General features: G+C 70.5%; 26 protein-coding genes. 8 read left to right on the top strand and 18 right to left on the bottom strand.

Annotated features, from left to right (window positions below; all coding sequences use genetic code 11):
• Window positions 1-12: 12 nt before the first annotated feature.
• From pstB to pstS, 4 genes are all read right to left on the bottom strand, one after another.
• Window positions 13-789, bottom strand: coding sequence for a phosphate ABC transporter ATP-binding protein PstB (pstB, locus tag STRTU_RS14805; RefSeq protein ID WP_159743963.1), 777 nt, complete (start codon window positions 787-789; stop codon window positions 13-15).
• A 34-nt stretch (window positions 790-823) separates the two neighbouring features.
• Window positions 824-1,903, bottom strand: coding sequence for a phosphate ABC transporter permease PstA (gene pstA / locus STRTU_RS14800; RefSeq protein WP_159743962.1), 1,080 nt, complete (start codon window positions 1,901-1,903; stop codon window positions 824-826).
• 73 nt (window positions 1,904-1,976) lie between these two features.
• Window positions 1,977-2,975 (bottom strand): phosphate ABC transporter permease subunit PstC, encoded by a 999-nt coding sequence (gene pstC, locus STRTU_RS14795; RefSeq protein ID WP_159743961.1) that lies wholly within the window; start codon window positions 2,973-2,975, stop codon window positions 1,977-1,979.
• Between the two features lie 137 nt (window positions 2,976-3,112).
• The gene (gene pstS / locus STRTU_RS14790) at window positions 3,113-4,225 is read right to left on the bottom strand and encodes a phosphate ABC transporter substrate-binding protein PstS (protein ID WP_159743960.1); all 1,113 of its coding nucleotides are present in this window, start codon (window positions 4,223-4,225) and stop codon (window positions 3,113-3,115) included.
• A 470-nt stretch (window positions 4,226-4,695) separates the two neighbouring features.
• Here pstS and STRTU_RS14785 point away from each other — a divergent pair, with 470 nt between their 5' ends.
• The gene (locus STRTU_RS14785) at window positions 4,696-5,775 is read left to right on the top strand and encodes a C40 family peptidase (RefSeq protein ID WP_159746954.1); all 1,080 of its coding nucleotides are present in this window, start codon (window positions 4,696-4,698) and stop codon (window positions 5,773-5,775) included.
• Between the two features lie 298 nt (window positions 5,776-6,073).
• Window positions 6,074-7,495, top strand: a complete 1,422-nt coding sequence (locus STRTU_RS14780; RefSeq protein WP_159743959.1) for a PP2C family protein-serine/threonine phosphatase — start codon at window positions 6,074-6,076, stop codon at window positions 7,493-7,495.
• Between the two features lie 97 nt (window positions 7,496-7,592).
• Here STRTU_RS14780 and STRTU_RS14775 read toward each other — a convergent pair whose 3' ends face one another.
• From STRTU_RS14775 to STRTU_RS14755, 5 genes are all read right to left on the bottom strand, one after another.
• Window positions 7,593-7,937, bottom strand: a complete 345-nt coding sequence (locus STRTU_RS14775) for a DUF2516 family protein (RefSeq protein WP_018093407.1) — start codon at window positions 7,935-7,937, stop codon at window positions 7,593-7,595.
• A gap of 185 nt (window positions 7,938-8,122) precedes the next feature.
• Window positions 8,123-8,770, bottom strand: a complete 648-nt coding sequence (locus STRTU_RS14770; protein WP_159743958.1) for a hypothetical protein — start codon at window positions 8,768-8,770, stop codon at window positions 8,123-8,125.
• 33 nt (window positions 8,771-8,803) lie between these two features.
• Complete coding sequence (locus STRTU_RS14765; protein WP_159743957.1) at window positions 8,804-9,250, bottom strand: helix-turn-helix domain-containing protein; 447 nt, start codon at window positions 9,248-9,250, stop codon at window positions 8,804-8,806.
• Between the two features lie 222 nt (window positions 9,251-9,472).
• Window positions 9,473-9,634: a hypothetical protein gene (locus STRTU_RS14760; protein ID WP_246240539.1), complete on the bottom strand. Its 162-nt coding sequence runs from the start codon at window positions 9,632-9,634 to the stop codon at window positions 9,473-9,475.
• A 260-nt stretch (window positions 9,635-9,894) separates the two neighbouring features.
• A complete protein-coding gene (locus STRTU_RS14755) occupies window positions 9,895-10,779 on the bottom strand; it encodes a putative protein N(5)-glutamine methyltransferase (RefSeq protein ID WP_246240536.1) in 885 nt (294 codons plus the stop codon).
• 374 nt (window positions 10,780-11,153) lie between these two features.
• Between STRTU_RS14755 and STRTU_RS14750 the strand changes: the two genes are divergently transcribed.
• From STRTU_RS14750 to STRTU_RS14740, 3 genes are all read left to right on the top strand, one after another.
• A complete protein-coding gene (locus STRTU_RS14750) occupies window positions 11,154-11,573 on the top strand; it encodes a hypothetical protein (RefSeq protein WP_159743955.1) in 420 nt (139 codons plus the stop codon).
• Complete coding sequence (locus STRTU_RS14745; RefSeq protein WP_159743954.1) at window positions 11,570-11,896, top strand: winged helix-turn-helix domain-containing protein; 327 nt, start codon at window positions 11,570-11,572, stop codon at window positions 11,894-11,896. Before STRTU_RS14750 ends, STRTU_RS14745 begins: the two co-directional genes overlap by 4 nt.
• A 417-nt stretch (window positions 11,897-12,313) precedes the next feature.
• Window positions 12,314-13,306 carry an aldo/keto reductase gene (locus STRTU_RS14740; RefSeq protein ID WP_159743953.1) on the top strand — a complete coding sequence of 331 codons (993 nt, stop codon included), beginning with the start codon at window positions 12,314-12,316 and terminating at the stop codon, window positions 13,304-13,306.
• A gap of 271 nt (window positions 13,307-13,577) precedes the next feature.
• Here the strand turns inward: STRTU_RS14740 and STRTU_RS14735 are convergent, their stop codons facing one another.
• Window positions 13,578-14,270, bottom strand: a complete 693-nt coding sequence (locus STRTU_RS14735; RefSeq protein WP_159746953.1) for a TetR/AcrR family transcriptional regulator — start codon at window positions 14,268-14,270, stop codon at window positions 13,578-13,580.
• Window positions 14,271-14,477: 207 nt separating this feature from the next.
• Here STRTU_RS14735 and STRTU_RS14730 point away from each other — a divergent pair, with 207 nt between their 5' ends.
• Window positions 14,478-14,888, top strand: coding sequence for a VOC family protein (locus STRTU_RS14730; protein ID WP_159743952.1), 411 nt, complete (start codon window positions 14,478-14,480; stop codon window positions 14,886-14,888).
• A 412-nt stretch (window positions 14,889-15,300) separates the two neighbouring features.
• Here the strand turns inward: STRTU_RS14730 and STRTU_RS14725 are convergent, their stop codons facing one another.
• Window positions 15,301-15,714: a VOC family protein gene (locus STRTU_RS14725; RefSeq protein WP_159743951.1), complete on the bottom strand. Its 414-nt coding sequence runs from the start codon at window positions 15,712-15,714 to the stop codon at window positions 15,301-15,303.
• Window positions 15,715-15,855: 141 nt separating this feature from the next.
• On the opposite strand from STRTU_RS14725, the gene STRTU_RS14720 reads away from it, so the two are divergent.
• The gene (locus STRTU_RS14720) at window positions 15,856-16,440 is read left to right on the top strand and encodes a TetR/AcrR family transcriptional regulator (RefSeq protein ID WP_159743950.1); all 585 of its coding nucleotides are present in this window, start codon (window positions 15,856-15,858) and stop codon (window positions 16,438-16,440) included.
• A 71-nt stretch (window positions 16,441-16,511) separates the two neighbouring features.
• Here STRTU_RS14720 and STRTU_RS14715 read toward each other — a convergent pair whose 3' ends face one another.
• From STRTU_RS14715 to STRTU_RS14700, 4 genes are all read right to left on the bottom strand, one after another.
• Window positions 16,512-17,078: an NADPH-dependent FMN reductase gene (locus STRTU_RS14715; protein ID WP_159743949.1), complete on the bottom strand. Its 567-nt coding sequence runs from the start codon at window positions 17,076-17,078 to the stop codon at window positions 16,512-16,514.
• A gap of 230 nt (window positions 17,079-17,308) precedes the next feature.
• The gene (locus STRTU_RS14710) at window positions 17,309-17,740 is read right to left on the bottom strand and encodes an ankyrin repeat domain-containing protein (protein WP_159743948.1); all 432 of its coding nucleotides are present in this window, start codon (window positions 17,738-17,740) and stop codon (window positions 17,309-17,311) included.
• Between the two features lie 173 nt (window positions 17,741-17,913).
• Window positions 17,914-18,954, bottom strand: a complete 1,041-nt coding sequence (locus tag STRTU_RS14705; protein ID WP_246240533.1) for an asparaginase — start codon at window positions 18,952-18,954, stop codon at window positions 17,914-17,916.
• 48 nt (window positions 18,955-19,002) lie between these two features.
• The gene (locus STRTU_RS14700) at window positions 19,003-19,743 is read right to left on the bottom strand and encodes an RsiG family protein (protein ID WP_246240530.1); all 741 of its coding nucleotides are present in this window, start codon (window positions 19,741-19,743) and stop codon (window positions 19,003-19,005) included.
• Between the two features lie 175 nt (window positions 19,744-19,918).
• Between STRTU_RS14700 and dtd the strand changes: the two genes are divergently transcribed.
• Window positions 19,919-20,344, top strand: a complete 426-nt coding sequence (dtd, locus tag STRTU_RS14695; protein WP_159743946.1) for a D-aminoacyl-tRNA deacylase — start codon at window positions 19,919-19,921, stop codon at window positions 20,342-20,344.
• Window positions 20,345-20,382: 38 nt separating this feature from the next.
• Here the strand turns inward: dtd and ygfZ are convergent, their stop codons facing one another.
• The 3 genes from ygfZ to STRTU_RS14680 are packed head-to-tail and all read right to left on the bottom strand — an operon-like array spanning window position 20,383 to window position 22,913.
• Window positions 20,383-21,363 carry a CAF17-like 4Fe-4S cluster assembly/insertion protein YgfZ gene (gene ygfZ / locus STRTU_RS14690; RefSeq protein ID WP_159743945.1) on the bottom strand — a complete coding sequence of 327 codons (981 nt, stop codon included), beginning with the start codon at window positions 21,361-21,363 and terminating at the stop codon, window positions 20,383-20,385.
• Window positions 21,364-21,394: 31 nt separating this feature from the next.
• Window positions 21,395-21,832 carry a Fur family transcriptional regulator gene (locus STRTU_RS14685; RefSeq protein ID WP_159743944.1) on the bottom strand — a complete coding sequence of 146 codons (438 nt, stop codon included), beginning with the start codon at window positions 21,830-21,832 and terminating at the stop codon, window positions 21,395-21,397.
• 46 nt (window positions 21,833-21,878) lie between these two features.
• Entirely contained in the window at window positions 21,879-22,913 is a 1,035-nt protein-coding gene (locus STRTU_RS14680) for an ABC transporter substrate-binding protein (RefSeq protein WP_159743943.1), read from the bottom strand.
• Window positions 22,914-22,915: the final 2 nt, after the last annotated feature.

The following is a 22,915-nucleotide window of genomic DNA, read 5'->3' as shown; positions in this document are numbered from 1 at the left end:
CCGCGCTCGCGCTCAGCCGAAGCGGCCGGAGATGTAGTCCTCCGTGGCCTGGACCGACGGGTTGGAGAAGATCCGCTCGGTGTCATCGATCTCGATCAGCTTGCCGGGCTGGCCGACGGCGGCGAGGTTGAAGAACGCCGTACGGTCCGAAACACGCGCGGCCTGCTGCATGTTGTGCGTCACGATGACGATCGTGAAGCGCTCCTTGAGCTCGCCGATCAGGTCCTCGATGGCGAGGGTGGAGATCGGGTCGAGCGCCGAGCACGGCTCGTCCATCAGCAGCACCTGCGGTTCGACCGCGATGGCACGGGCGATGCACAGCCGCTGCTGCTGGCCGCCGGAGAGCCCGGAACCGGGCTTGTTCAGCCGGTCCTTGACCTCGTTCCAGAGGTTGGCGCCCTTGAGCGACCTCTCGACGATGTCCTTGAGCTCGCTCTTCTTGTACGCGCCGTTCAGCCGCAGACCGGCCGCGACATTGTCGAAGATCGACATCGTGGGGAACGGGTTGGGGCGCTGGAAGACCATGCCGACGGTGCGGCGCACGGCGACCGGGTCGACCCCGGAGCCGTAGAGGTTCTCGTCGTCCAGCATCACCTTGCCCTCGACGCGGCCGCCGGGGGTGACCTCGTGCATCCGGTTCAGGGTGCGCAGGAAGGTCGACTTGCCGCAGCCGGACGGGCCGATGAAGGCCGTCACGGAGCGCGGCTCGACGGTCATCGAGATGTCGTCGATGGCCTTGTGGCTGCCGTAGAACGCGGAGAGGCCGCTGACGTCGATTCGCTTGGCCATGGAAATCACTGCTTCTTTCTGTTGGCCGACTTGGTCAGCGGCCGGACTTGGGGGCCTTCCAGCGGGCGATGCCGCGGGCCACCAGGTTGAGGATCATGACGAAGGCGATGAGGACCAGTGCCGCGGCCCAGGCGCGGTCGTACGAGGCCTCGGAACCCTGCTGCCACTGCTGGAAAACGTAGAGCGGAAGTGACTGCTGGGCATCTTCGAAGGGGTTGTTGTTGATCGTCTTCGCGCCCCACACCAGGAGCAGCACGGGCGCCGTCTCTCCGGTGATGCGCGCGATGGAGAGCATCACGCCGGTGGTGATGCCACCGATCGACGTGGGCAGGACGACCTTGATGATGGTGCGCCACTTCGGGACGCCGAGGGCCAGCGAGGCCTCGCGCAGCTCGTTCGGGACGAGCTTGAGCATCTCCTCGGTGGAGCGGACCACGACCGGCATCATCAGGATCGCCAGCGCCATCGAGCCGGCGAAGCCGGACGGGCCGAAGCCGAGGATCAGGATCCACACGGAGAGGATGAACAGGCCGGCCACGATCGACGGGATACCGGTCATCACGTCGACGAAGAAGGTGACGGCCCGCGCGAGCCGGCCGCGCCCGTATTCGACGAGGTAGATCGCGGTGAGCAGACCGATCGGCGCGGCGATCACGGTGGCCAGGCCGACCTGCTCCAGCGTGCCGATGATCGCGTGGTAGATACCGCCGCCGGGCAGCGCGTCCGGGGTGGTGCCCATGGAGTGCTGCAGGAAGTAGACGTCCAGGACCTTGGTGCCGCGGCTGACGGTCTCATACAGGAGGGAGGCCAGCGGTACGACGGCGAGCAGGAAGGCGATCCAGACCAGGCTGGTGGCCAGCCGGTCCTTGGCCTGCCGGACGCCCTCGACGGCCGCGGACAGCACGAAGGTGCCGAGGATGAAGACCGCGGCGGCGATCAGGCCCCACTGGACGGTGCTGTCCAGGCCGGCGCCCAGTCCGATGCCGCAGCCGGCACCGGCCGCGGCCAGTGCGATGACCGGCGGGGACCAGCGCGGCAGCCGGGCCTGCTTGAGGGAGACCGGAAGCGGGCTGCCACCGTTGGAGACCGCGGGGCGGTCAGTCGTGATACTCATGCCGCCACCTCGCTTCGCGAGGCGTTGCATTCGCAAGACGCGCACCTGTTGTTGATTCGTTCGCTTCGCTCACTCATGCGGCGGCTCCCGAGTACTCCTTGCGACGGGCGATGATCAGGCGGGCCGCGCCGTTGACGAGCAGCGTGATCACGAAGAGGACGAGACCGGAGGCGATCAGGGCGTCCTGGCCGAACTGGTCGGCCTCGCTGAACTTGCTGGCGATGTTCTGGGCGAACGTGCCGCCGCCCGGGTCCAGCAGGCTGGCGTTGATGAGGAAGCTGGGCGAGAGGACCGTGGCGACGGCCATCGTCTCGCCGAGCGCACGGCCCAGGCCGAGCATGGAGGCGCTGATGACGCCGGAGCGGCCGAAGGGGAGCACCGACATCCGGATGACTTCCCAGCGGGTGGCGCCGAGGGCCAGCGCGGCCTCCTCGTGCATCTTCGGGACCTGGAGGAACACCTCACGGCTGACGCTGGTCACGATCGGCAGGATCATGATCGCGAGCAGGATGCCGACGGTGAACAGCGAACGGGCCGCCCCGCCGCCGTATTCGAAGATGCCGGTCCAGCCGAGGTAGTCGTCCAGCCAGGTGTAGAGGCCGGTCAGATGCGGGACGAGGAAGAGCGCGCCCCACAGGCCGTAGATGATGCTGGGCACCGCGGCGAGCAGGTCGATGACGTAGCCGAGCAGCGAGGACAGCTTGCGCGGGGCGTAGTGCGAGATGAACAGCGCGATGCCGACCGCGACCGGGACCGCGATGATCATCGCGATCACGGAGCTGACGACGGTGCCGAAGGCGAGTACCGCGATGCCGAACTTCGGCTCCAGTCCGCTGGCGTTCCAGTCCAGCGTGGTGAAGAAGTTGGCCTTGTCGCCCGAGATGGCGAGCACCGAGCGGTAGGAGAGGAAGACCGCGATGGCCGCCATGATCACCAGGAGGGCGATACCGGAGCCCCGGGAGAGCCCGAGGAAGATCCGGTCGCCGGGGCGGACGGCCTTGCCGGATATCGCGGAGCGGCCGTCGTGGTGTGGCGGGGGCGGGGTGTCGGTTGTGGAGGAGGCTGTGTTCATGGGTTCTCCGGTCTGCGGAGCCGGATGACGGCTCCTGGCGCGGCGGTGCACCGGACGGGCGGCGGCCCGAAGGGGGCCCTGGTGAAGGGGCCCCCTTGGTGGACCGTACGGCGGTTCATGGGCCGCCGCCCGGTAGGTCAGGAGATCTTGGCGACGGTCGCGCGGACCTTGTCGGCGATCTCGGTGGGCAGCGGGGCGTAGCCGAGCTGCTTGAGCGCGCTCTGGCCGTCCTTGCTGGCGATGTAGGTCAGGAAGGACTTGGTGGCGGGCAGCGTCTCGGCCTTGTTGCCCTTGTCGCAGGCGATCTCGTACGTCACCAGGGTGATCGGGTACGCGCCCTCGGCCTTGGTGGTGTAGTTGAGCTTCAGGGCCAGGTCATCGCCCTTGCCGACCTGGCTGGCCTCGGAGATGGCCTTAGAGGCGTTGTCGACGGTGGCCTCGACCGGCTCCTTGGCGCCGGTGTTCAGCTTGGCCGTCTGGATCTTGCTGGCCGTGGCGTACGACAGCTCGAAGTAGGAGATCGCGCCGCTGTTCTGCTTGACCTGCGAGGAGACACCGGACGAGCCGGAGGCCGCCTGGCCGCCCTCGCCCTCCCACTTCTTCGCCGGCTCGTGCTTCCAGCCACCGGCGGCCTTGAGGTACTTGGTGAAGTTGTCGGTGGTGCCCGAGTCGTCGGAGCGGTGGAACGGCTGGATCTTGAGGTCCGGGAGCTTCGCGCCCGGGTTCAGCTGCTTGATCGCCGGGTCGTTCCACTTCTTGATCTCCGAGTTGAAGATCTTCGACAGCGTCTTGGCGTCCAGCACCAGGTTGTCGACGCCGGGGACGTTGTAGCCGACCGCGATCGGGCCGCCGACCATCGGCAGGTCAATGGCCTGGCCGCCCTTGCAGACCTGCTTGGACTTGGTGACCTCATCGGGCTTGAGGGCCGAGTCGGAGCCGGCGAAGGCGGTCTGGCCCTGCAGGAAGGTGGTGACTCCGGCGCCGGAGCCCGTCGGCTGGTAGTTGATCTCGGTGTTCTTGCAGGCGCCCGCGTAGTTCTGCACCCAGACGTCCATGGCGTTCTTCTGCGCGGACGATCCGGACGCGAGCAGCTTGCCCTTGCCGTCACACTTGATGTTCGACGGCTTGGCGGCGGCACCGCCACCGGCGCTGGTGTCGTCGGAGCCGCACGCGGACAGGGCCAGGGCACCGGTGACCGCGAGAGCGCCAACGGCGAGGGCGCGAACCCGGTTCTTGCGCTGAAGCTTCACTGTCGAGAGTTCCTTCCTGAGGCGCGCCGCTTCGTCGGCGAGCGAGGTGGTGAGGAGCGTTGGCTGTCGCCTCTTGCGATGCCAGCTAGCCGCGTCGCGCTTGCGCTGTGGGCAGGACGCGCACTCGGTAGGGCTGAAATTAGGTAGATCAGGTGAAGCGGCCGATGGAGGAGAGTGAACGCAGGGTGAACCTCGGCCATCGGCTGGGTGCGGGTGGAACCGTTCGCCTACTTGCGCGATACGGCCCGTCACCCTGTTGAATTACCGGCCGGTATGGCAGCATCTCGCGCCTGAGACGACGCGAATCGGCGCGGAACGACCGGAGGTGGCTGGTGGGGAGCCAGGGGGCAGAGCAGGGCGTTCGGAGCGTACGGGGCATGCGTGACGTACCGGGTGTGCGGGGCGCCACGGGCGCCAGGGGCGGCAGAGGCGGTCGGCTGGTGGCCTGCACCGTCGTCGTCCTGTGTGCGATGGGGCTGCTCGGGGGGACGGCGACGGCCGCCTACGCCGATGACCCGAAGAACCCGTCGGCGGACGCGCGGCGGGCCGGAAGCGCCGCGGCCGCCGCGGACGCCGACGCCCGCCGCCTCGACGACATACGCAAGAAGATCGACGACCTCTACCGCAAGGCGGAAAAGGCCACCGACGCCTACAACGCCGCCGAGGAGCAGGTCGGGCTCCAGCAGAAGGAGATCGTCCGGCTGGCCCGCAGCATCGACCACACCCAGCGCAAGCTGACCGCCCTCAAGCGGCAGGCCGGCTCACTGGCCAGCGCCCAGTACCGCGGCGGCGGGATGCCCTCCGAGGCGAAACTGATGCTCGACGCCGACCCCGAAGGCTTTCTCGACAAGGTCACCCTGGCCCGGAAGGGACAACTGGCCGCCAAACGCGTGATACACCAACTCGGGGTGCTCAAGGGTGACTTGGAGCGGTATTCGGACTCCGCGACGGACCGCTGGGAGCAGCTGGAGGCGAACCGCAAGAAGAAGGAAAGCGCCCGGCGGGACATCAAGAAAAAGATCGACGAGGCAAAACTGCTGGAATCCCGGCTGGCCGTCAAGGAAAAGGACCGGCTGAAGAAGCTGGAGGACGAGCAGGCCTTCAACCAGCAGCAGAAGTGGCTCGACTCCGGCGTACTGAAAGACATCAGCAACAAAGCGTCGGCGGCCGGCAAGAAGGCGATTTCCTTCGCCACCGCACAGCTCGGCAAGGATTATGTGTGGGGCGCCGAGGGTCCGGACACCTTCGACTGCTCCGGGCTGACCCTGCGGGCCTGGCAGGCCGGTGGCCACACCATTCCGCGGACCTCACAGGAACAGTGGCGGCAGCTGCCCCGGATCGCCCTCCGGGATATGCGACCGGGCGATCTGATCATTTATTTCTCGGATGCCAGCCATGTCGGGATGTATCTCGGTGACGGCGCAATGGTGCATGCGCCGCGGCCCGGCCGGCAGGTGACGATCACCGGCGCCGGCACCATGCCGATCCTCGGCGTCGTCCGCCCCGACGGCGCCGCCGGCGACGATGGCGCGCATCACAACGGGCGATGAATGACCGGATTGTTTGCTGTCTGAGGGTTGCCGTGGCGTAGCGGAATGCACTCAAGCGGGGTGATGTTCGTCATTCCGCATTCCGCCCTCCCCAGGTCAAATGGCTTATCGGGTGCGGCATATGACGATGGCCGATTGCCGCCGGGCATTCCCTACCTCTCCGTACTGACGCTATGGTCGCCTGTCAGTGCCCGGCACGGCCCACTCATTTGACCGACGAGCGATGTGGCGCCGGGCACGGTGGTGCGCCGGTCGGTGCCCCACCGCACCCCTCGGGGGGAGGGAAGGAAGCAGACCAATGCCCGTACCCGTACCGCACCAGCGGACGGTCGTGCTGCCGCACCAGGCAGGACCGGCGGACGACGCCTGCGCGCAGAGCGCGCGAGTCGCCGACACGCCGGGCGCGGGGGACGCGACGGCCCGGGGCGTCGGCGCCCCGGTGGCCGCCGGCGGCCGGGCCCGGACCGTCCCGGCCGAGGGCTACCCCGAGACCGGGCAGCCCCAGCCGGCCGAACAGCGACTTTCGGCCGACCGCGGACCGCTGCACCAGGGCCTGACCCTGCTCCTCATCGGCGAGGACCCCAACAGCCATGTCCCCGAGATGTGGGACTGGGCCGGCCGCAAGGTACGCCTGCGGACCGCCCGCAACCTCACCGAGGCCGAGCGGCTGCTCACCGACGACGTGCACTGCATCCTGCTCGACCTGCCCCCGGCGGAGCGCACCGCCGACCGTGACACCGGCGTCCCCGGCGACGAGCTGGGCATGCTGCGTGACGTACTGCGCATGGCGACCTCGCACGCCGTCCTCGTCCTCACCTACGAGACGGACGCCGAGCGCGCCGCCGACGCCGTCCGCGTCGGCGCCCAGGACTACCTCTTCCGTGACGAGCTGGACGGCGCGGTCCTCAGCCGCGCGGTCCGCTACGCCGTCGAACGCAAACGCGCCGACCTCGCCCAGCGCCAGCTCACCGAGTCGCGGATGCTCGCCCAGGAGAACGCCCGCCTGGAGCGCGGCCTCCTGCCCACACCCCTGCTCGACGGCTCCGACCTCCGGTTCGCCGCCTGCTACCGCCCCGGCCGCAGCCGCGCCCTGCTCGGCGGCGACTTCTACGACACCGTCCGCACCCCCGACGGCACCGTCCACGCGATGATCGGCGACGTCTGCGGCCACGGCCCCGACGAAGCCGCCCTCGGCGTCGAGCTGCGGATCGCCTGGCGCGCGCTGACCTTCGCCGGGCTCTGCGGCGACGAGCTGCTCGCCACCCTCCAGAAGGTGCTGGAGCACGAGCGCGCCGACGACGAGATCTTCGCGACGCTGTGCACCGTCGACATCTCCGCGGACGGCCGCCGCGCCGGACTGTGCCTGGCCGGCCACCCCGCCCCGCTGCTGGCCCGGTCCGGCGAGCGCCCCGGCCTGCTGCCGTACGAATTCGGCGGCCCGGCGCTCGGCCTGCTCCCGAACGCCCGCTGGCCGCGTCGGCAGGTAGAGCTGGGCGGCTCCTGGAGCCTGATGATGTACACCGACGGTCTGATCGAGGGCCGGATCGGCAAGGGCAACCAGCGCCTCGGCCAGGACGGCATGACCGAGCTGGTCAGCCGCCAGATGGCGGCGGGCCTCAGCGGTGAGGAACTGCTGGACGCCTCGGTCAGGGAGGTCCGCGATCTCAACGGCGGCGAGCTGACGGATGACGTGGCCGTGCTGTTGCTGGATCGGCGGTAGCGGGGCGGCCGGGGGCCGGGGTGCCGCGCGGCCGCGGCCGCCGGGGGACGGGCCGGGTGCGGTTGCGTCCCGTCCGCCGTTGTAGGGCCGGAGCGGCTCAGCGCCCGCCGTTGTAGGGCCCGTACGGCCCGTCGGAGCTGGAGCCCCCGCGGCGCGGGCCGCGGCCACCGCCGGAGACCTCCCGGAGCGCGGGCCGGACGTCGACGGTGTAGACGATCACCGCGATCACGCCGATGACCGGCAGGAACGACATGATCGGGAGAATGAACAGCAGCGCCGTGGCCAGCGCGAGGAAGATCAGCCACATGCCCTTGGTCTGCTTGCTCGCGGCGCGGTAGGCGTCCTCCCGCCGTACGGCCGCGTCGATCAGCATCACGGCGGCATAGACGCCCAGGGCGAGCTGCACCCAGCTCAGAATGCTCTGGAACCCGTAAATCAGCACGCCCTACACCGCCCGTTCGCCCGTTGTGTCGTCTCGGTCTGCTGCTGCGGCCACCGGCCGCCCATGCGGCCCCACCGTACCCGCACAACGGGCCGGGCACCTGAAGTGTGCCCGGCCCGTGCGGTGAATCGGCGCCCCCGGCGCCATGTGAGCGGGCTCACGGCCCGCTATCCGGTGCTCCGCGGTCACTTGGCGGACGGCGGGGTGCTCTTCTTCGCCGGAGCCGGCGACGGCTTGCGCTGCGCGACGGGCTTCTTCGGCGCGGCCGGCTTGGGCTGCATCGACGGGGTCGCCTTGGTCTCGGCCTTGGCCCCGTTGGCGGCCTGCGGCTTCGCGCCGCTCTTGTTGGCCGGCTTCTGCGCCGTCTTCTGCCCGGACTTCTGCGCGGGCTCCGGCTCGATCGCCACCGCGAGGTCCTCGACCTGGTCGGCGGCCTCGCCGCGCCAGGTCGCCACGGCGTCCCGGCCGCGCTCGGCCAGCTCCTCGTAGCCCTCACGGGCCCGGACGACGGCCTCGGCGGCCCGGCCCACACCCTGGAGCGCCAGCTCCTGCGCCTGGTCGCGGACCTTCTTGATGTCGCCGTCCAGCGACCCCAGCAGCTCGGAGAGCCGCTCCTGTGCGTCCTTGGCCTGCTTGCTGACCAGGGCCTGGACGTCCTTGGGGTCGGTGCTGCGTACGGACTCGAAGCGCTTGGGCGCCTCGGACCGGATCTTCTCGACGAACTGCGGGACCTCGCCGAGCTTCTCGGCAGCCAGGTCGACGGTGCCGGCCAGGGCGTACAGCGGGGTCGCGTCGGTCAGGGCCTTGCGGAGGTCATCGGTATTGATGGCCATGACGTTGTTCCTCCTGGAAACGGAATCGGTTGCTCAGGTGGCGTGCGGGCCGCCGTCGGCCTCTGTTGCGAGGGTGTCCGTACCGCGCCCGTCCTCATGTCCGCTCGCAGCGGCGTCCTTGCCGCCATTCCCGAGCCCGTTCTCCTTGCGGAAGGACTCGTAGATCTGCAGCAGGACCTGCTTCTGTCGCTCGTTCAGCGCCGGGTCGGTGAGTATCGCGGTCTGCACTTCGACCCCGTCCAGACCGTGCCGCTCGTCCAGGATCCCGGCCTGGACATACAGCGTCTCCGCGGATATCCGCAGCGCCTTCGCGAGCTGCTGCAGAATCTCCGCGCTCGGCTTGCGCAGGCCACGCTCGATCTGGCTGAGGTACGGATTGGACACCCCGGCGGCATCCGCGAGCTGCCGCAGACTCAGCTGCGCCGTGCGCCGCTGCTCCCGCAGGAACTCGCCGAGATTGCCGACATTGAGTGATGCCATACCCCGATGGTGCCTCGCCGTGCTAACTATTGCAAGCAAGCGCTAGCAATAGTGGTGTGGCCGGGTGGGGGCGCTGGGTGCGGTCCGGGTGCCTTGCGCGCCGCGCCTCTCCTGTCCGTCGGCTGCCCGAGGCGGGCGCGGACACGCCCTGTGTCTGGCCGCCTGGCCGCCTGCCTGCTTGCCCGTCCGTCCGCCTGCCCGCCCGCCCGCTCGTCGTCCCGGTCAGACGTAGGTGTGCGTGCGCGTGTACGCCGTGAAGCCCAGGGACTCGTAGAGCCGCTTGGGGACGGGGTACCCGGCGTCGCCCCGGCAGTAGACGACGGCCCGCCGCCCGCCGTCCGCCGGCCGCGGCGAACGCCCGTAGTACCGCGAGGCAGACGGCACGGGCCAGACCGCGTCGGCGGTGGCCGTGACGTTCCGGTGCGGCGATCACGTGGGGTTGTGTTTCGGGGCCCAGGTGAGGTCCCCGATGTGCCGGTAGCCGCTGTCCGGAAGAGGCGGCCGGCCAGACTCTGCATGGCGCGTAACGCCACCGGACCGGTGTACTCATGGCGCTGCATGGGGTGTTGGCCTCACCTGGGTCGACGGCATGGCACGCTCCGGCGCCATGGTGACGGGGCTGGTGCTCCCGCCGGGCAACGGAGTTATGCCCGCCCCTCCGCGGGCCGGGTCCCGATGATGACCGTGGCGTAGAGATCCTCGGAGCTGGTCACCCTGGGAGCCAGCCCATTGCGGGTGAATGCCGCCACCGCATGCCGGGCCTGCCGTTCGCTCGTCTCGACCAGTAGTCGGCCTCCTGGTGCGAGCCACTGTGGTGCGGTCGCGGTCACCCGTCGCAGGACGTCGAGCCCGTCCGCGCCGCCATCGAGCGCCACCAGTGGCTCGTGCTCACGGGCTTCGGGCGGCAGGAGCCCGACTTCCTCGGTCGGTACGTAGGGGACGTTGGCCACCAGGACGTCGATGCGGCCCCGGAGCCCGGTGGGCAGTGCGTCGAAGAGGTCGCCCTCGTAGACGTCACCTCCGGCGGGAGTGACGTTGCGTCGGGCGCAGCGCACCGCGGCGGGCTCGATGTCCGCCGCGTACAGCTCGATCCGGTCCAGGGCATCGGCAAGTACGGCGCCCACCGCGCCGGATCCGCAACACAGGTCGACGACGACCGGGGGCCGCCCGGTGCGGTCGGCGGCCCGGCGACCGAGGCCGACGGCCTGGCCCACGAGGAATTCGGTGCGGCGGCGCGGTACGAAGACGCCGGGATCGACGGCGATCCGCCGTCCGTAGAACTCCGCCCAGCCGACGACGTGTTCCAGGGGCAGGCCGGTGACGCGCCGCTCCACCATGGCGGCGAGTTCGTCCGCGGTACGCGCGGAGGAGAGGAGCAGCTCCGCCTCGTCCTCCGCGAAGACACAACCGGCGGCGCGCAGTGCGGTGATGACGGCGGATCGGGAGTGCGGTGCGCAGAGGGGCGGGTGGAGGGGTGCCGCGAGCGACGAGGAGAGAGAGGAGGGAGGTGACGAAGGGTGGGGCCGCATCGGGGATGGCGACATGTGAGCCTTTCGGGGCGCCGAGGGCGCTTCCCGGGTCACGTGTGTCGGTTGGTCACCTGCGCCGGGTGGACCGCACGGGCGTGAGCCGGAAGCACCTGCCTGATCTGGCGGGGAATCGGTCTCACCTCCTCGGTCCGTTCACTACTGGCGGCGCCACACTACCTGACCTGGTCCTCTGCGCCCAGGCGAGTTGGTCCTCCGCGCCCAGGCGGAGATGGCTCGGCCGCAGACCCGCCGCGGGCGCCGCGCGGGCGCGATCTCGCCCGCCAACTCACAATGGCTGGAAAGTACTTGTCACTTCGGAAAGTATTTGTCACGCTGAATGCAGGAAGTCGGGGAAGCGGATCAGGGGGACTGGCATGGGGGAGTACGCCTCGCGGGATGCGGCGGCCGCATTGGCCCGAGCGCAGGAACTGGGCTCGACGGTGCGGAGCGGCACGAAGTGGTATGTCTGGTATCAGGTGATCTTCGGTTGCTCGGCTGCGGTCATGGTGCTGTGCGTCGGGCTGCTGGCCGCGCCCCAGGGGGTGGCGATCGGCACGGGCATCTGGGTGGCCACCATCGCGGGCTTGTCGGTCTACTCGGCCCGGCAGCGAGTTGCCAGACGCGGGTTCGGGCGGTGGCATGCCGGCTTGATCACGGTGTGGGCGCTGCTCTACCTCGCGGTGCTGTTGCCCGGCATCTTCTGGCATCAGGGCGCCGCGGCGTGGTGGGTGCCCGGGGCACTGGTGGTGGCCCTGCCAGGGCTGATAGGCGGTTATGTGGAGGCGCGAAGGTGACCGAAACGCATCACGGGGCACATCCGCGTCATGCGCTCGACGAGGTGATTCACGCCCCGGTCCGCTTCTCCATCGTGGCGACCCTGGCGGCCGCCGACAAGGCCGAGTTCGCCTTCGTCCGCGACACCGTCGAGGTGAGCGACTCGGTCCTGTCGCGGCAGGTCACCACCCTGGAGAAGGCCGGCTATGTCGCCGTCACCAAGGGGTACGTCGGCAAGCGTCCGCGGACCTGGCTCGCCCTCACCCCCGCCGGCCGCGCCGCCTTCGCCGCACACTGCCAGGCGCTGCGGGCGATAGCGGGAGACGGAGCGGGCGGCGCCTGACGGAGGAGGCAACTGGGGAGCGGGCGGAGGAGATCCCACGGCAGCTGCTGGATGAGCCGACGGAGGCTGCTGGATGAGCCCACGGCAGCTGATGGATGAGCCGACGGAGGCTGAGGGACCAGCTGACGGAGGCTGAGGCCATCGACGGGACGACCTGGATGCTGGAGGAGGCGGACACCGGGTCCCGGAGTCTCCCGGAGGCCGAGGCTCGTGCTCTGCGTGCCCACCCCAACCTGTGCCTGAACGAAGGTGTGTTGACTTGGAGCGCACTCCAACTCATAGCGTCCGGGACGGGATCACGGAACAGGCCCGGCACACGGGCCCCGAGCCCAGGGCTCAGGTATCAGGGCGCTGGGCACTCGGAGCAGATTCCGGGCTCCGGATCCGTCCGTCGCACGTCCAGGAGGTAGCAGCAGCATGACCACGATGAACATCCCGACACGGCACCTCGGTGAACTGGCCGTTTCCGCACAGGGGCTCGGCTGCATGGGCATGAGCCATGGCTACGGGGAGTCGGACGACGTGCAGTCGGCCGCGACCATCAACCGCGCGCTCGACCTCGGCGTCCGCCTCCTGGACACCGCCGATTTCTACGGTGCGGGGCACAACGAGGAGCTGATCGGCCGGGCCATCGCCGGACGGCGGGACGAGGTGGTGCTGGCGACGAAGTTCGGCTTCGCCAATCGCCTCGGTGAGCCGACCGCGATCCGGGGCGACGCCGCCTATGTACACGAGGCCTGCGACGCCTCGCTGCGCCGGCTCGGGGTCGACCACATCGACCTCTACTACCAGCACCGCGTCGACCCCGAGGTGCCGATCGAGGAGACCGTCGGTGCGATGGCCGAACTCGTCACGGCCGGCAAGGTCCGCCATCTCGGGCTCTCCGAGGCGAGTGCGGCGACGCTGCGCCGGGCGCATGCGGTGCATCCGATCGCCGCGCTGCAGAGCGAGTGGTCGCTGTGGACCCGCGATCTGGAGGACGAGATCGCACCGGTGTGCCGTGAACTCGGCATCGGTCTGGTGCCGTTCTCGCCGCTCGGCCGCGGTTTCCTGACCGGGCGCTACACCTCGGTGAAGGGGCTGCCGGAGTCCGATGTACGCCGCAGCCAGCCGCGCTTCGCCGACGGCAACCTGGAGCAGAACCTGGCCATCGTGGCGAAGCTCGACGAACTCGCCGCAGAGAAGGGCGTCAGCGCCGGACAGCTCGCCCTGGCCTGGGTACAGCACCGCGGGGCCGATGTCGTACCGATCCCCGGCACCCGCCGCCAGAAGTACCTCGAAGAGAACCTCGGCGCACTCGCCATCGAGCTGACCACAGAGGAACTCACCGCCATCGACGCGGCCGCCCCGGCATCCCAGATAGCCGGAACGCGGTATGACGCGGTCAGCATGACGTTCGTCGAGGGGTGAGGCAGGGAGGGAGCGAGGTGGCGAGGGGGTAAGGGACTGAGGCGTTGGGCTGTCGGGCCTGTGCTGGTGGCCTGTGCTGGTGGCCTGGGCTGTCGGGCCTGGGCTGACGGGCTGGGGTGGCGGCCTGGGGTGGCGGGCCCGATCTGACGGGGCGGGCTGGCGGAGCTGGGGGTCGGTGCGCTGACGGGCCTAATGAGGCGGACTGACGGTGAGGGGCCTGGTGGTCACGGCCATCGGGCGCTCCCAGGATCGTTGAGGGTCACGGTCACGGTCATGGGGCGCTCCCGGGGGCGTTGAGGGTGCCGTGCAGCAGTACGGAGATGAGTTCGCCGGGTGTGAGCGGTGCCTCGGCCTGCGGAAGCGGCGTTTGCAGCCGGGTGAAGAGCATGCCCAGAAAGGCGGCGGCGACCTTCTCCGGGCTCAGGCGGAAGGCGGCCCGGTCGGGTTCGATCAGCTCGACGACGGCGTTGCGCAGGGCGGAGAAGGACCGCGTCCGGCTGTCCGGCGGCGGACCCGCACCGTTCCGGGTGTCCGCACCGTCCCGGCTGTCCGCACCGTCCTGGGTGTCCGCACCGTCCCGGCTGTCCGCACCGTCCCGGGTGTCCGCGCCGTCCCGGGTGTCCGCACCGTCCTGGGTGTCCGGACCGGGCCCGCGGCCCCGTAGGTGCCCCGAGGCGTGCAGGGCGCCAACGACGGTGCCCATGCGCTCCATATGGGCACGCAGCGCCTCGGCGGCCTTGGCCAGCCGGTCGGCGAGTGGTTCGTCCAGGGAGATCGAGGCCAGTTCGCGCAGCACATGGTCGGTGCCGACCGCCTCGGCGACGCAGGCGTCCAGTAGCTCGTCCTTGTCCTTGAAGGCCCGGAAGATCGTGGCTTCCCCGATGCCGGCGGCGCGGGCGATCTGGCCGGTGGTGACGGCCGCGCCGTACTCCGCCACGAGCGGTAGCGCGGCGGCGACGATCATGGCCCGGCGCTCCTCGACGCTCATGCCGGGGGCGCGTCGGCGGGAGGTGGGTGGTGGTGTCATGGCCCGACAGTACGAGTGAGTACTCACTCCGCCAATGGGGGCGCGTATTTGTGTCCCGCTCCTTAGACTTTTTGCAGCGCGAGGAGGACGGTCCGGACGGCCGCTGTTCTTGGGCCGTCGCCCCGTACGGAAGGACGGCGCGCCATGGACTGGAAGCTCGAACTGGTGCCGGTTCCGGTCACGGATGTGGAGCGGGCCAAGCGTTTCTACAGCGAGCAGATGGGTTTTGCCGTCGATCACGACATGTGCGTCGGCGACGAGGCGCGCATTGTGCAGCTGACGCCGCCGGGGTCGGGCTGCTCGATCGTCATCGGCACGGGCGGTGGCGTCGTGGAGGTGCAGCCCGGTTCGCTGCAGGGGCTGCAATTGGTGGTCTCCGATGTTGCTGCGGCCCGCGCGCAACTGGTCGAACGGGGGGTGGCGGCGGGCCCCGTCCAGCACGTCGAAGACGGCGCGATGGCCGACGGCCCCGGCGGGGCATGGAACTCGTTCGTCTACTTCAGCGATCCGGATGGCAACGGCTGGGCGCTGCAGGAGGGGCCTGAGGGGGGCTGAGCGCGGGGGCAGTGGACGGTGGGGAGCCGGGGGCGGCGTGCGGTCCGGGTGCTGCAATTCGGCTGTGGCGACGGAATCCTCTGCGCCCGAAAGCCGCCCAGGAACCTCGCCCGAACGCCGCCCCGGAACCTCGCCCGAACCGGGCCTGAACCGCGCCCGAACGCCGCCCCGGAACCGCGCCCGAACGCCGCCCAGGAACCTCGCCCGAACCGGGCCTGAACCGCGCCCGGTTGGAACGGGGGGCGGAGTTCGAGCGGCAGTCTGCGGGAGGAGTTGCTGAGTGTGTCGTATGTCGTTCCCTCTGGCGTGGCACTAGACGCGCCGCGTAGTGGTGGACGCGTACCAGCCCGGTGGGCAAGGGAGTTCACCGCCCCGATACGGAATACGCGTCGGAGTCCGGCGCGCGAGGCGCTCACAAGCCCTGGGCGGCCATCCATTCCGGGTCGGGGTCGATGTTTTGCAGTACCTCGATCAGGGTGCCTTCGGGGGCCCAGATGTTGAAGCGGCGCTGTCCCCAGGGCTCGTCGCGCAAGGGTTCGGCGATGGGGATGCCCTTGGCGCGCAGGGTTGCCTCCTCGGCTGCGGCGTCGGTCACGAGGAAGCCGAGGAGTACGCCGCCGGTTTCCTGGGCGCGGAAGCCGGCGGGCATGGCCTCGTGGCCGCGCTGGACGAAGTCGAGGGTGTATTCGGGGTGTTGGGGGTGCTGGAGGCTGGCGTACCAGCCCAGTTCCGCCAGCGGGCGGAAGCCGAAGTGGTCGGCGTAGAAGCGGGTGCTGGCGGCGACGTCGTCGGTGAGCAGGGCGGTGCCCAGTTTGGCGAAGCGCATGGTGGTCCTCTCCGTTGGCGGCGGCCGGTCCGGCGCGCAACAACTCCAGTTGTAGTACTTTGGGTGTAGTGGTTGCTACTGATTTTGTTGCCACTGATTTTTCGGACGGGGCCGGGCGGCGTGGAGAGAGGCGGAGACGGCATGGCGCGTAACCCTGAGCGGCGGGCCGCGCTGGTGGATGCCGCGATCGAGGTGCTGGCGCGGGAGGGGGCGCGCGGGCTGACGTTCCGGGCCGTCGATACGGCCGCGGGTGTGCCCGCCGGCACCGCCTCCAACTACTTCACCAGCCGGGACGATCTGCTGGCCCAGGTCACCGCGCAGATCCACCAGCGCATTGCGCCGGATCCGGACGACGTCGCAGCGGTCATGGCCGCCCCGCCGAGCCGGGAGCTGGTCACCGAGCTGTTGAGGTGGGTCAATCGCCGGGTGGCCGAAAACCGCACCGGCTATCTGGCGATGCTGGAGCTGCGCCTGGAGGCGACCCGGCGGCCCGAGCTGCGGGCGGAGCTGACCCGGGTCATGCGGGAGGTGCGCGACGAGGACCTCCGCTTCCACCTGGACAGCGGGCTGCCGGGCGACCGTACTGCCGTGACCTTGATGTACCTCGCCATGACGGGGCTGATGCTGGAGCAGCTGACGCTGCCCGGGGTGGTGCCGGACGAGGAGGCCGAGGGGCTGATCTCGACGCTCGTCGAGCGGGCGATCGGGCCGGAGGGCGAGAAGTAGCGGGCGCGGCGCGGCGGTTGGAGTCCGGTCCGGTGGGGCGCTCCCCTCGTGGCGCCCCACCGTGCCGGGCTCTAGCCGCCGTACGGGCGGGTCGCGCGGGCTTCGCGGAGGGTCACCGCCCACCAGGTGAGCTGGTGGAGCAGTGTGTCGGCGGCCTGGGCGGCGGGGGCCGGGTCGTGCAGGCGGCCCGTGTCGTCGAAGAGCTTGCCGGCGAGTGGGAAGCTGACCGTTTCGCGCACCGTCGTGGCGTGCAACTCCGCGAAGACCAGCCGCAGTTGTTCGACGGCGCGGAGTCCGCCTGAGATCCCGCCGTACGACACGAAGCCGACCGGCTTGGCCTGCCACGGGGAACGCAGCAGGTCGATGGCGTGCTTGAGCGGGGCAGGGAAGGAGTGGTTGTACTCCGGCGTGATCACGACGAAGGCGTCCGCCTCGTCGACGCGCTTGGCGAAGGTCTCGTACTCCTCGCTGCCGTAACGGAGTTCGTACGGGCGGACGGCTTCGAGGTCGATGACGTCCACGTCGATGTGCGGGTGGTTTTCGGTGTGCCGGGTGAACCAGTTCGCGATGACGGGTGCGAACCGGCCCTCCCGGGTACTGCCGATGATCACTGCGAGGCGGTACGGGTGCTCGGGCATGCGAGGTCCTTCGTGGCGTGCGGGTCGGCGGCGGGGTGCCGTCGGGACTCGACGCTAGAACCTCAAGCGAGCTTGAGGTCAAGCGTGGCGTCTGAGTCGGGCCGCATGGGCCGGCGGGCCGGGCCTCGCCCACCCGGACCGCCTGCCAGCCCTCTGCCGGACCGCCTACCGGGCCCTCTGCCGGCCCACCGGCCACCGGCCCACCGCCCACCAGCCCGCCACCTACCGCGTCATTCCGCCCCGAACAGCTTCAGCAGCTCCGCCTTCTCGAACATCCGGGCCGTGTCGATCGCCGACGGGGTGCCTGCCGACGGGTCCGCGCCGTGCGCCATCAGGACCTTGATGACCTCGTCCTCCGCCTTGAACACCGCGCCGGCGAGCGGGGTCTGGCCGCGGTCGTTGGGGCGGTCGGCGTCGGCGCCGCGCTGCAACAGGGCCTCCACGGTGGCGGGGTGGCCGTGGTACGCCGCCAGCATCACGAGCGAGTCGCCCTTGTCGTTCGTCAGGTTGGCGGGTACGCCCGCGTCCACGTAGGCGGCGACGGTGTCGGTGTCGCCGTGCCGCGCCAAGTCGAACACCTTTGCCGCGAGCTGCAGCACCTCGGGGTCGTGCGCGTGCTCGATCGCCTCGGGCCCCTGCGGCTCGGAATTCGCGTCGCTCATGGTCGCCGGCCTCCTGCTGTGGTGGGTGATACGTGCGTGCACTGTGTCATCGCCACTTTATGCAGGCCATGGCCGTTGCGGCAGCGGCGTTGCCGGTGGCTTGGGCGCCGGTTCGCGGACGCGGGGTGGGTGGTGGGCCGGAGGCGGCGCCCGGAGCGGGCGCCGCCCGCCACTCAGAACGCGGCCCGGATCTCCCCCACCCTGGCGCCGCCACCGAAGAGCGGAGCGTCCGCAAGGCGGGCCAGGACGGGGTCGTCGAGGCCCATGAGGCGGAGGGTGCGGGCGAGGACGGGCCCGAGGGTGCGCGTGGCGCCGTCGTCGATCTTGAAGGCCAGGGCGCGCCCGTCGGGAAGGGCCAGGGCCTGGACCGCCTCGGCGCCCATCTTGCAGAGGGTGCCCGGCAGGGCCTGCATCAGCCAGGTGTCGGGGCGGCGGGTGCCGGCGACGTACTCCGGGTGGGCGCGCATCGCATCCGCCACCCGCCGCTCGGGCGTGCCGGGACCCGCCGTGACGAAGTGCCGGAAGGCGCGGGCCAGCCCGGTCAGCGACAGCGACAGCAGGGGCGCCCCGCAGCCGTCCGTGCCGACATGGGCGACGTCCTCGCCGCTTGCGCTACGGATCCCGTCGGCCACCAGCAGCTGGAGCGGATGGGCCTCGTCGAGGTACGTGTCGAGCGGCCAGCCGTTGAGCGCCGAGGCGGCCAGCATCGCGGTGTGCTTGCCCGAGCAGTTCATGGTGAGGCGGTCGCGGACCCGGCCCGAGGCGAGGTAGGACTCCGCCTCCTCGGGGTCCAGCGGCAGGTCAGCGGGCGTCTGCAGCTGGTCGGCGGTCAGACCGTGCTCGGCCAGCATGGTCCGTACGAGATCGAGGTGGAAGACCTCGCCGGAGTGGCTCGCGGCGGCCAGCGCCAGCCGCTCCCCGGAGAGGTCCAGGCCCGCCCGCAGCACCGCCGCGGCCTGCATCGGCTTGTTCGTGGAGCGCGGGAAGACCGGGGCGGCCACGTCGCCCAGCGCCCAGTCCACACTGCCGTCGGCGGCGAGCACCACGAGGGAACCGCGGTGCCGCCCCTCCACGAACCCGGAGCGGACGACCTCGGCGAGCACGGGCGAGACGGCGGGGGAGGCGGGAGAAGCGGCAGGCGCGAGGCCCGGGGAATCCGCAGACACCGGCGCGGATCCCGAGGGCGGCTCGGATATGGGGGTGGGCGAGGTCATCGTCGGCCTTCCGGGAGTGGCCCGCGCCCCCCGCGGCTCGTGGCCCGGTCAGGACAGCAGGTCGTCTACTTGCGCTTCGCCTTCACGGTACCTGCGGGCGATTTCGGCGCTGCAGTCGTCGGTGGTGCGCTGCAACGACTGACGGCGCCGGGACACCTGCTGTTCGTAGCGGATCAGCCGCCCCATCGCCTCGTGCAGCTCCTGGTCCGTGCGCGCGGTGAGGTCGGACAGCTCCACCTCGCCGAGCATGTCCTCGGCGAGCCTGCGGTACTCCTCGCTGTGCGGCGTACCGAGCGTCACATGCCGTGCGGAGGAGCGGTGCCGCGACGGCAGGTCCGTGAGGATCTCCGGGAGCCGGTCCAGCAGTGGTGACTGCTGGGCGCTGCGGCGGGCGATCTCGGCCCGCAGGATGTCGATCCGGCCCTGCAACAGCCGCCGCAGATAGCTCAGATCGGCCTCTTCCTGCTGCGAATCACGCCGTACGACCCGCAGCTCGGGCAGCCCCAGGCCGGACAGATCGGGCGTGGTGGCCGGCAGGAAGCGCTCGCGCTGCTGCGGGGGGCGGGGGTGCTGCGCCTGGCCTGCCTGGAGCATGGGGCCGTCCTCGGTGCCGGGTGGCTCGACGCGAGCCGCCGCTGTGGTCGTCGTCAGGGCGGTGGGGGGTGGTGGGGTGGCGGGCGCCGGATGTGTGGGGTCGGTCGCGGGGGCGGTGGATGTCGTCCGTCCGGTTGGTGTCGTACGGGCGCTTGGTACGGGACCGGGTGTCTGTCCGGCGCCGAGAGTGCTCATGAGTCGTTCCGTCCCCTCGTCCGGTGCCGCGTCCTGGGCATGTTGTCCATGAAACGCACCACGTGCACGCATCGTGCCACTCTGGGCGGTCCTTCTGCAGGGCCATGGCACCCGAACGGCCCCCGTGGTGGCACTGCTGTCCGAAGGCTGTGGGCCGCCCGGCATGATGGCGGGTATGCGAGCTGTGGTGCAAAGGGTTGACGGTGCCCGCGTCGAGGTGGCGGGTGAGACGGTCGGGGAGATCGTCGGCGAGGGGCTGTGCGTGCTGGTGGGGGTCACGCACGAGGACACCCGGGAGAAGGCGGCGCAGCTCGCCCGGAAGCTGTGGTCGGTGCGGATTCTGCAGGGCGAGAAGTCCTGCTCGGACACCTCGGCGCCGCTGCTGGTGATCAGCCAGTTCACTCTCTACGGTGACGCCCGCAAGGGCCGCCGCCCCACCTGGAACGCCGCCGCACCGGGGCCGGTCGCCGAGCCGCTGGTCGACGAGGTCGTCGCGCAGCTGCGGGCGCTGGGCGCCCATGTGGAGACCGGCCGTTTCGGTGCGTCGATGCAGGTGTCGCTGACGAATGACGGGCCGTTCACGGTGCTGGTCGAGGTCTAGCCCGTCCGGCGAGGAGGCCCGCGCCGGGCCCCCGCGCCCTACGGCTCGACCACGACCTCCTGCGCCGCCGCCGTCGTACCCGCCATCAGCGGCGCGTCCACCGGGACGTTCCGCTTGACCAGGGCGAGCGCGATCGGGCCGAGCTCGTGGTGGCGGGCCGAGGTGGTGAGGAAGCCGAGCTGGCGGCCCTCCTCGCCGTCCGAGGCGAGGCGGACGGGGGTGCCGTGCGGGGGCAGCTGGACCTCGCTGCCGTCCAGGTGCAGAAAGACCAGGCGGCGCGGCGGTTTGCCCAGGTTGTGGACCCGGGCGACGGTCTCCTGGCCGCGGTAGCAGCCCTTCTGCAGGTGGACGGCGGTGCCGATCCAGCCCAGCTCGTGCGGGATGGTGCGGTGGTCGGTCTCCATGCCCAGGCGCGGGCGGTGGGCCTCGACGCGCAGCGCCTCCAGGGCCAGCACGCCGATCGCGGGGCCGTGGTCCGCGGCGAAGGACTCCAGGTCGGCGCGCGGCAGGAACAGATCGCGGCCGTGCGCGGTCTCGCGGACGACGACCTTCTCGGGCACCTCGGCGATGGAACCGGCCGGCAGATGGACGACGGCGATCTCGTCGGTGCGGTCGGCGACCTCGGCCCGGTAGAAGAACTTCATGCTCTCCAGGTAGGCGATCAGCGCCTCCTGGTTGCCGGGTTCGGTGTGCATCCAGGTCGTCTCGCCGTCGTCGACGAGCGAGAGCGCATGCTCGATATGGCCGTGCGCGGACAGGATCAGCGCCTCGGTGGCCTGGCCGGGCGGCAGATCGCTGACGTGCTGGGTGAGCAGCAGATGCAGCCAGCTCAGCCGTTCGGGGCCGGTGACGGTGACCACGCCACGGTGGGAGAGGTCGACGAAGCCGGAGCCGTCGGCGAGGGCACGCTGCTCCCGGAAGAGGTCGCCGTAGTGGGCGGCGACGCCTTCGTCGGGAGCCTCGGCGGGGACGGCTCCGGGAAGCGACAGCAGGGGGCTGGCGGGTGAAGGTCGCGGCATGAACCCAGCCTACGACCCGGGGGCGAACGCCTCAGCCGTTGCCCTCGGCGGCCTTGGCACGGCAGGCCGCACAGCGCCCGAAGATCGCGAAATGCTTCATATCCGTCTCGAAGCCGAACTGTTCGCGCAGCATCGCCGTGAACGGCTCGGCCACCGACAGATCCGCCTCGATGACCTCCGTGCAGTCCCGGCACACCAGATGCATGTGGTGGTGGCGGTCGGCGAGGTGGTAGGTCGGGGCGCCGTGTCCGAGGTGGGCATGGCTGACCAGGCCCAGCTCTTCGAGGAGTTCCAGGGTCCGGTAGACCGTGGAGATGTTCACCCCGCCCGCCGTCTTGCGCACCTCGGTGAGGATGTCGTCCGGCGTGGCGTGCTCCAGCCTGTCCACAGCCTCCAGCACGAGCTGACGCTGCGGGGTCAGGCGGTATCCGCGCCTGCGGAGGTCGCTCTGCCAGTCGGTGGTCACCACACGGCCAGTGTAGAAGGGCGGGCGCCGGGTGTCCGTACGTTGCCGGTCAGCCGGCCGCCCGTATACCGCGCAGATAGCGGGCCAGGTCACTGACGGCGGCGGGGTTGCGGGGGCTTTCGACGAGGTCGGCGTAGTCCATGACGTAGATCCGGTGGTGCTTGACCGCCGAGACGTTGGCGAGCGGGGGGTACGACATCAGGAACTTCTTCTTCTGGGCCGCGGAGGTGTCGCCGTAGTTGTTGATGACGATGACGTCCGGGTCGCGGGCGACGACGGTCTCCCAGCCGACGGTCGTCCAGGAGTCCTTGAGGTCCTTCATGAGGTGGTCGCCGCCCGCTTTGGTGATGATGTCGTGCGGTCCGGCGTACTTGCCCGAGGTGAACGGCTTGTCGCGGCCGTCGTCGTAGAGGAAGACGGAGGGCCGGTCGGCGGGGGCGGGGGCCTTGGCGGCGGCGTCGGCCACCTGCTTCTTGTACTTCTTGACGAGGGCGTCGGCGCGGTCCCGGACGCCGAAGATCTTCCCGAGCGTGGTGAGGTCGGTGTAGAGGGCCTCCAGCGGCGGCATCACTCCGCGGGCGCCGTCCGTGGAGTTGTGGCAGGACTCGGTCAGCACATAGCTGCCGATGCCGAGCTTCTTCAGGGAGGCGGGGGTGAGGCCGTTGTCCTCGCCGAAGCCGTAGTTCCAGCCCGCGAAGACCAGGTCGGCCTTGGCGTCGAGGGCGATCTCCTTGGTGAGGGCCTTCTTGCCGAGCCAGGGGACCTTGCCGTAGGCGGCCTTCCAGGGGACGCCGGCCACATCGCCCTTGTCGTCGGGCATGACATAGCCGGCCATCCGGTCCTCCAGGCCGAGCGCGAACATGATCTCGGTGATGCCGACGTCGTTGGTGACCACGCGGGCGGGCGGCTTGTCGTAGGTGGTGCGGGTGCCGCAGTTCTCGATGGTGACGGGGTAGCGTCCGGACGCGCCGGAGGGGTGACGGCCGTGTCCGGCGTCGCTGTCGTCGTCGGCTACCCGGGCGCCGCAGCCGGTCAGGGCGAGCGCGAGGGTGAGGGCGGTGAGGGGGGCGGTGGGGCGGCGCATGG

Source organism: Streptomyces tubercidicus, from assembly GCF_027497495.1.
Taxonomy (GTDB): domain Bacteria; phylum Actinomycetota; class Actinomycetes; order Streptomycetales; family Streptomycetaceae; genus Streptomyces; species Streptomyces tubercidicus.
This window is presented reverse-complemented; position numbering and strand designations above follow the sequence as displayed.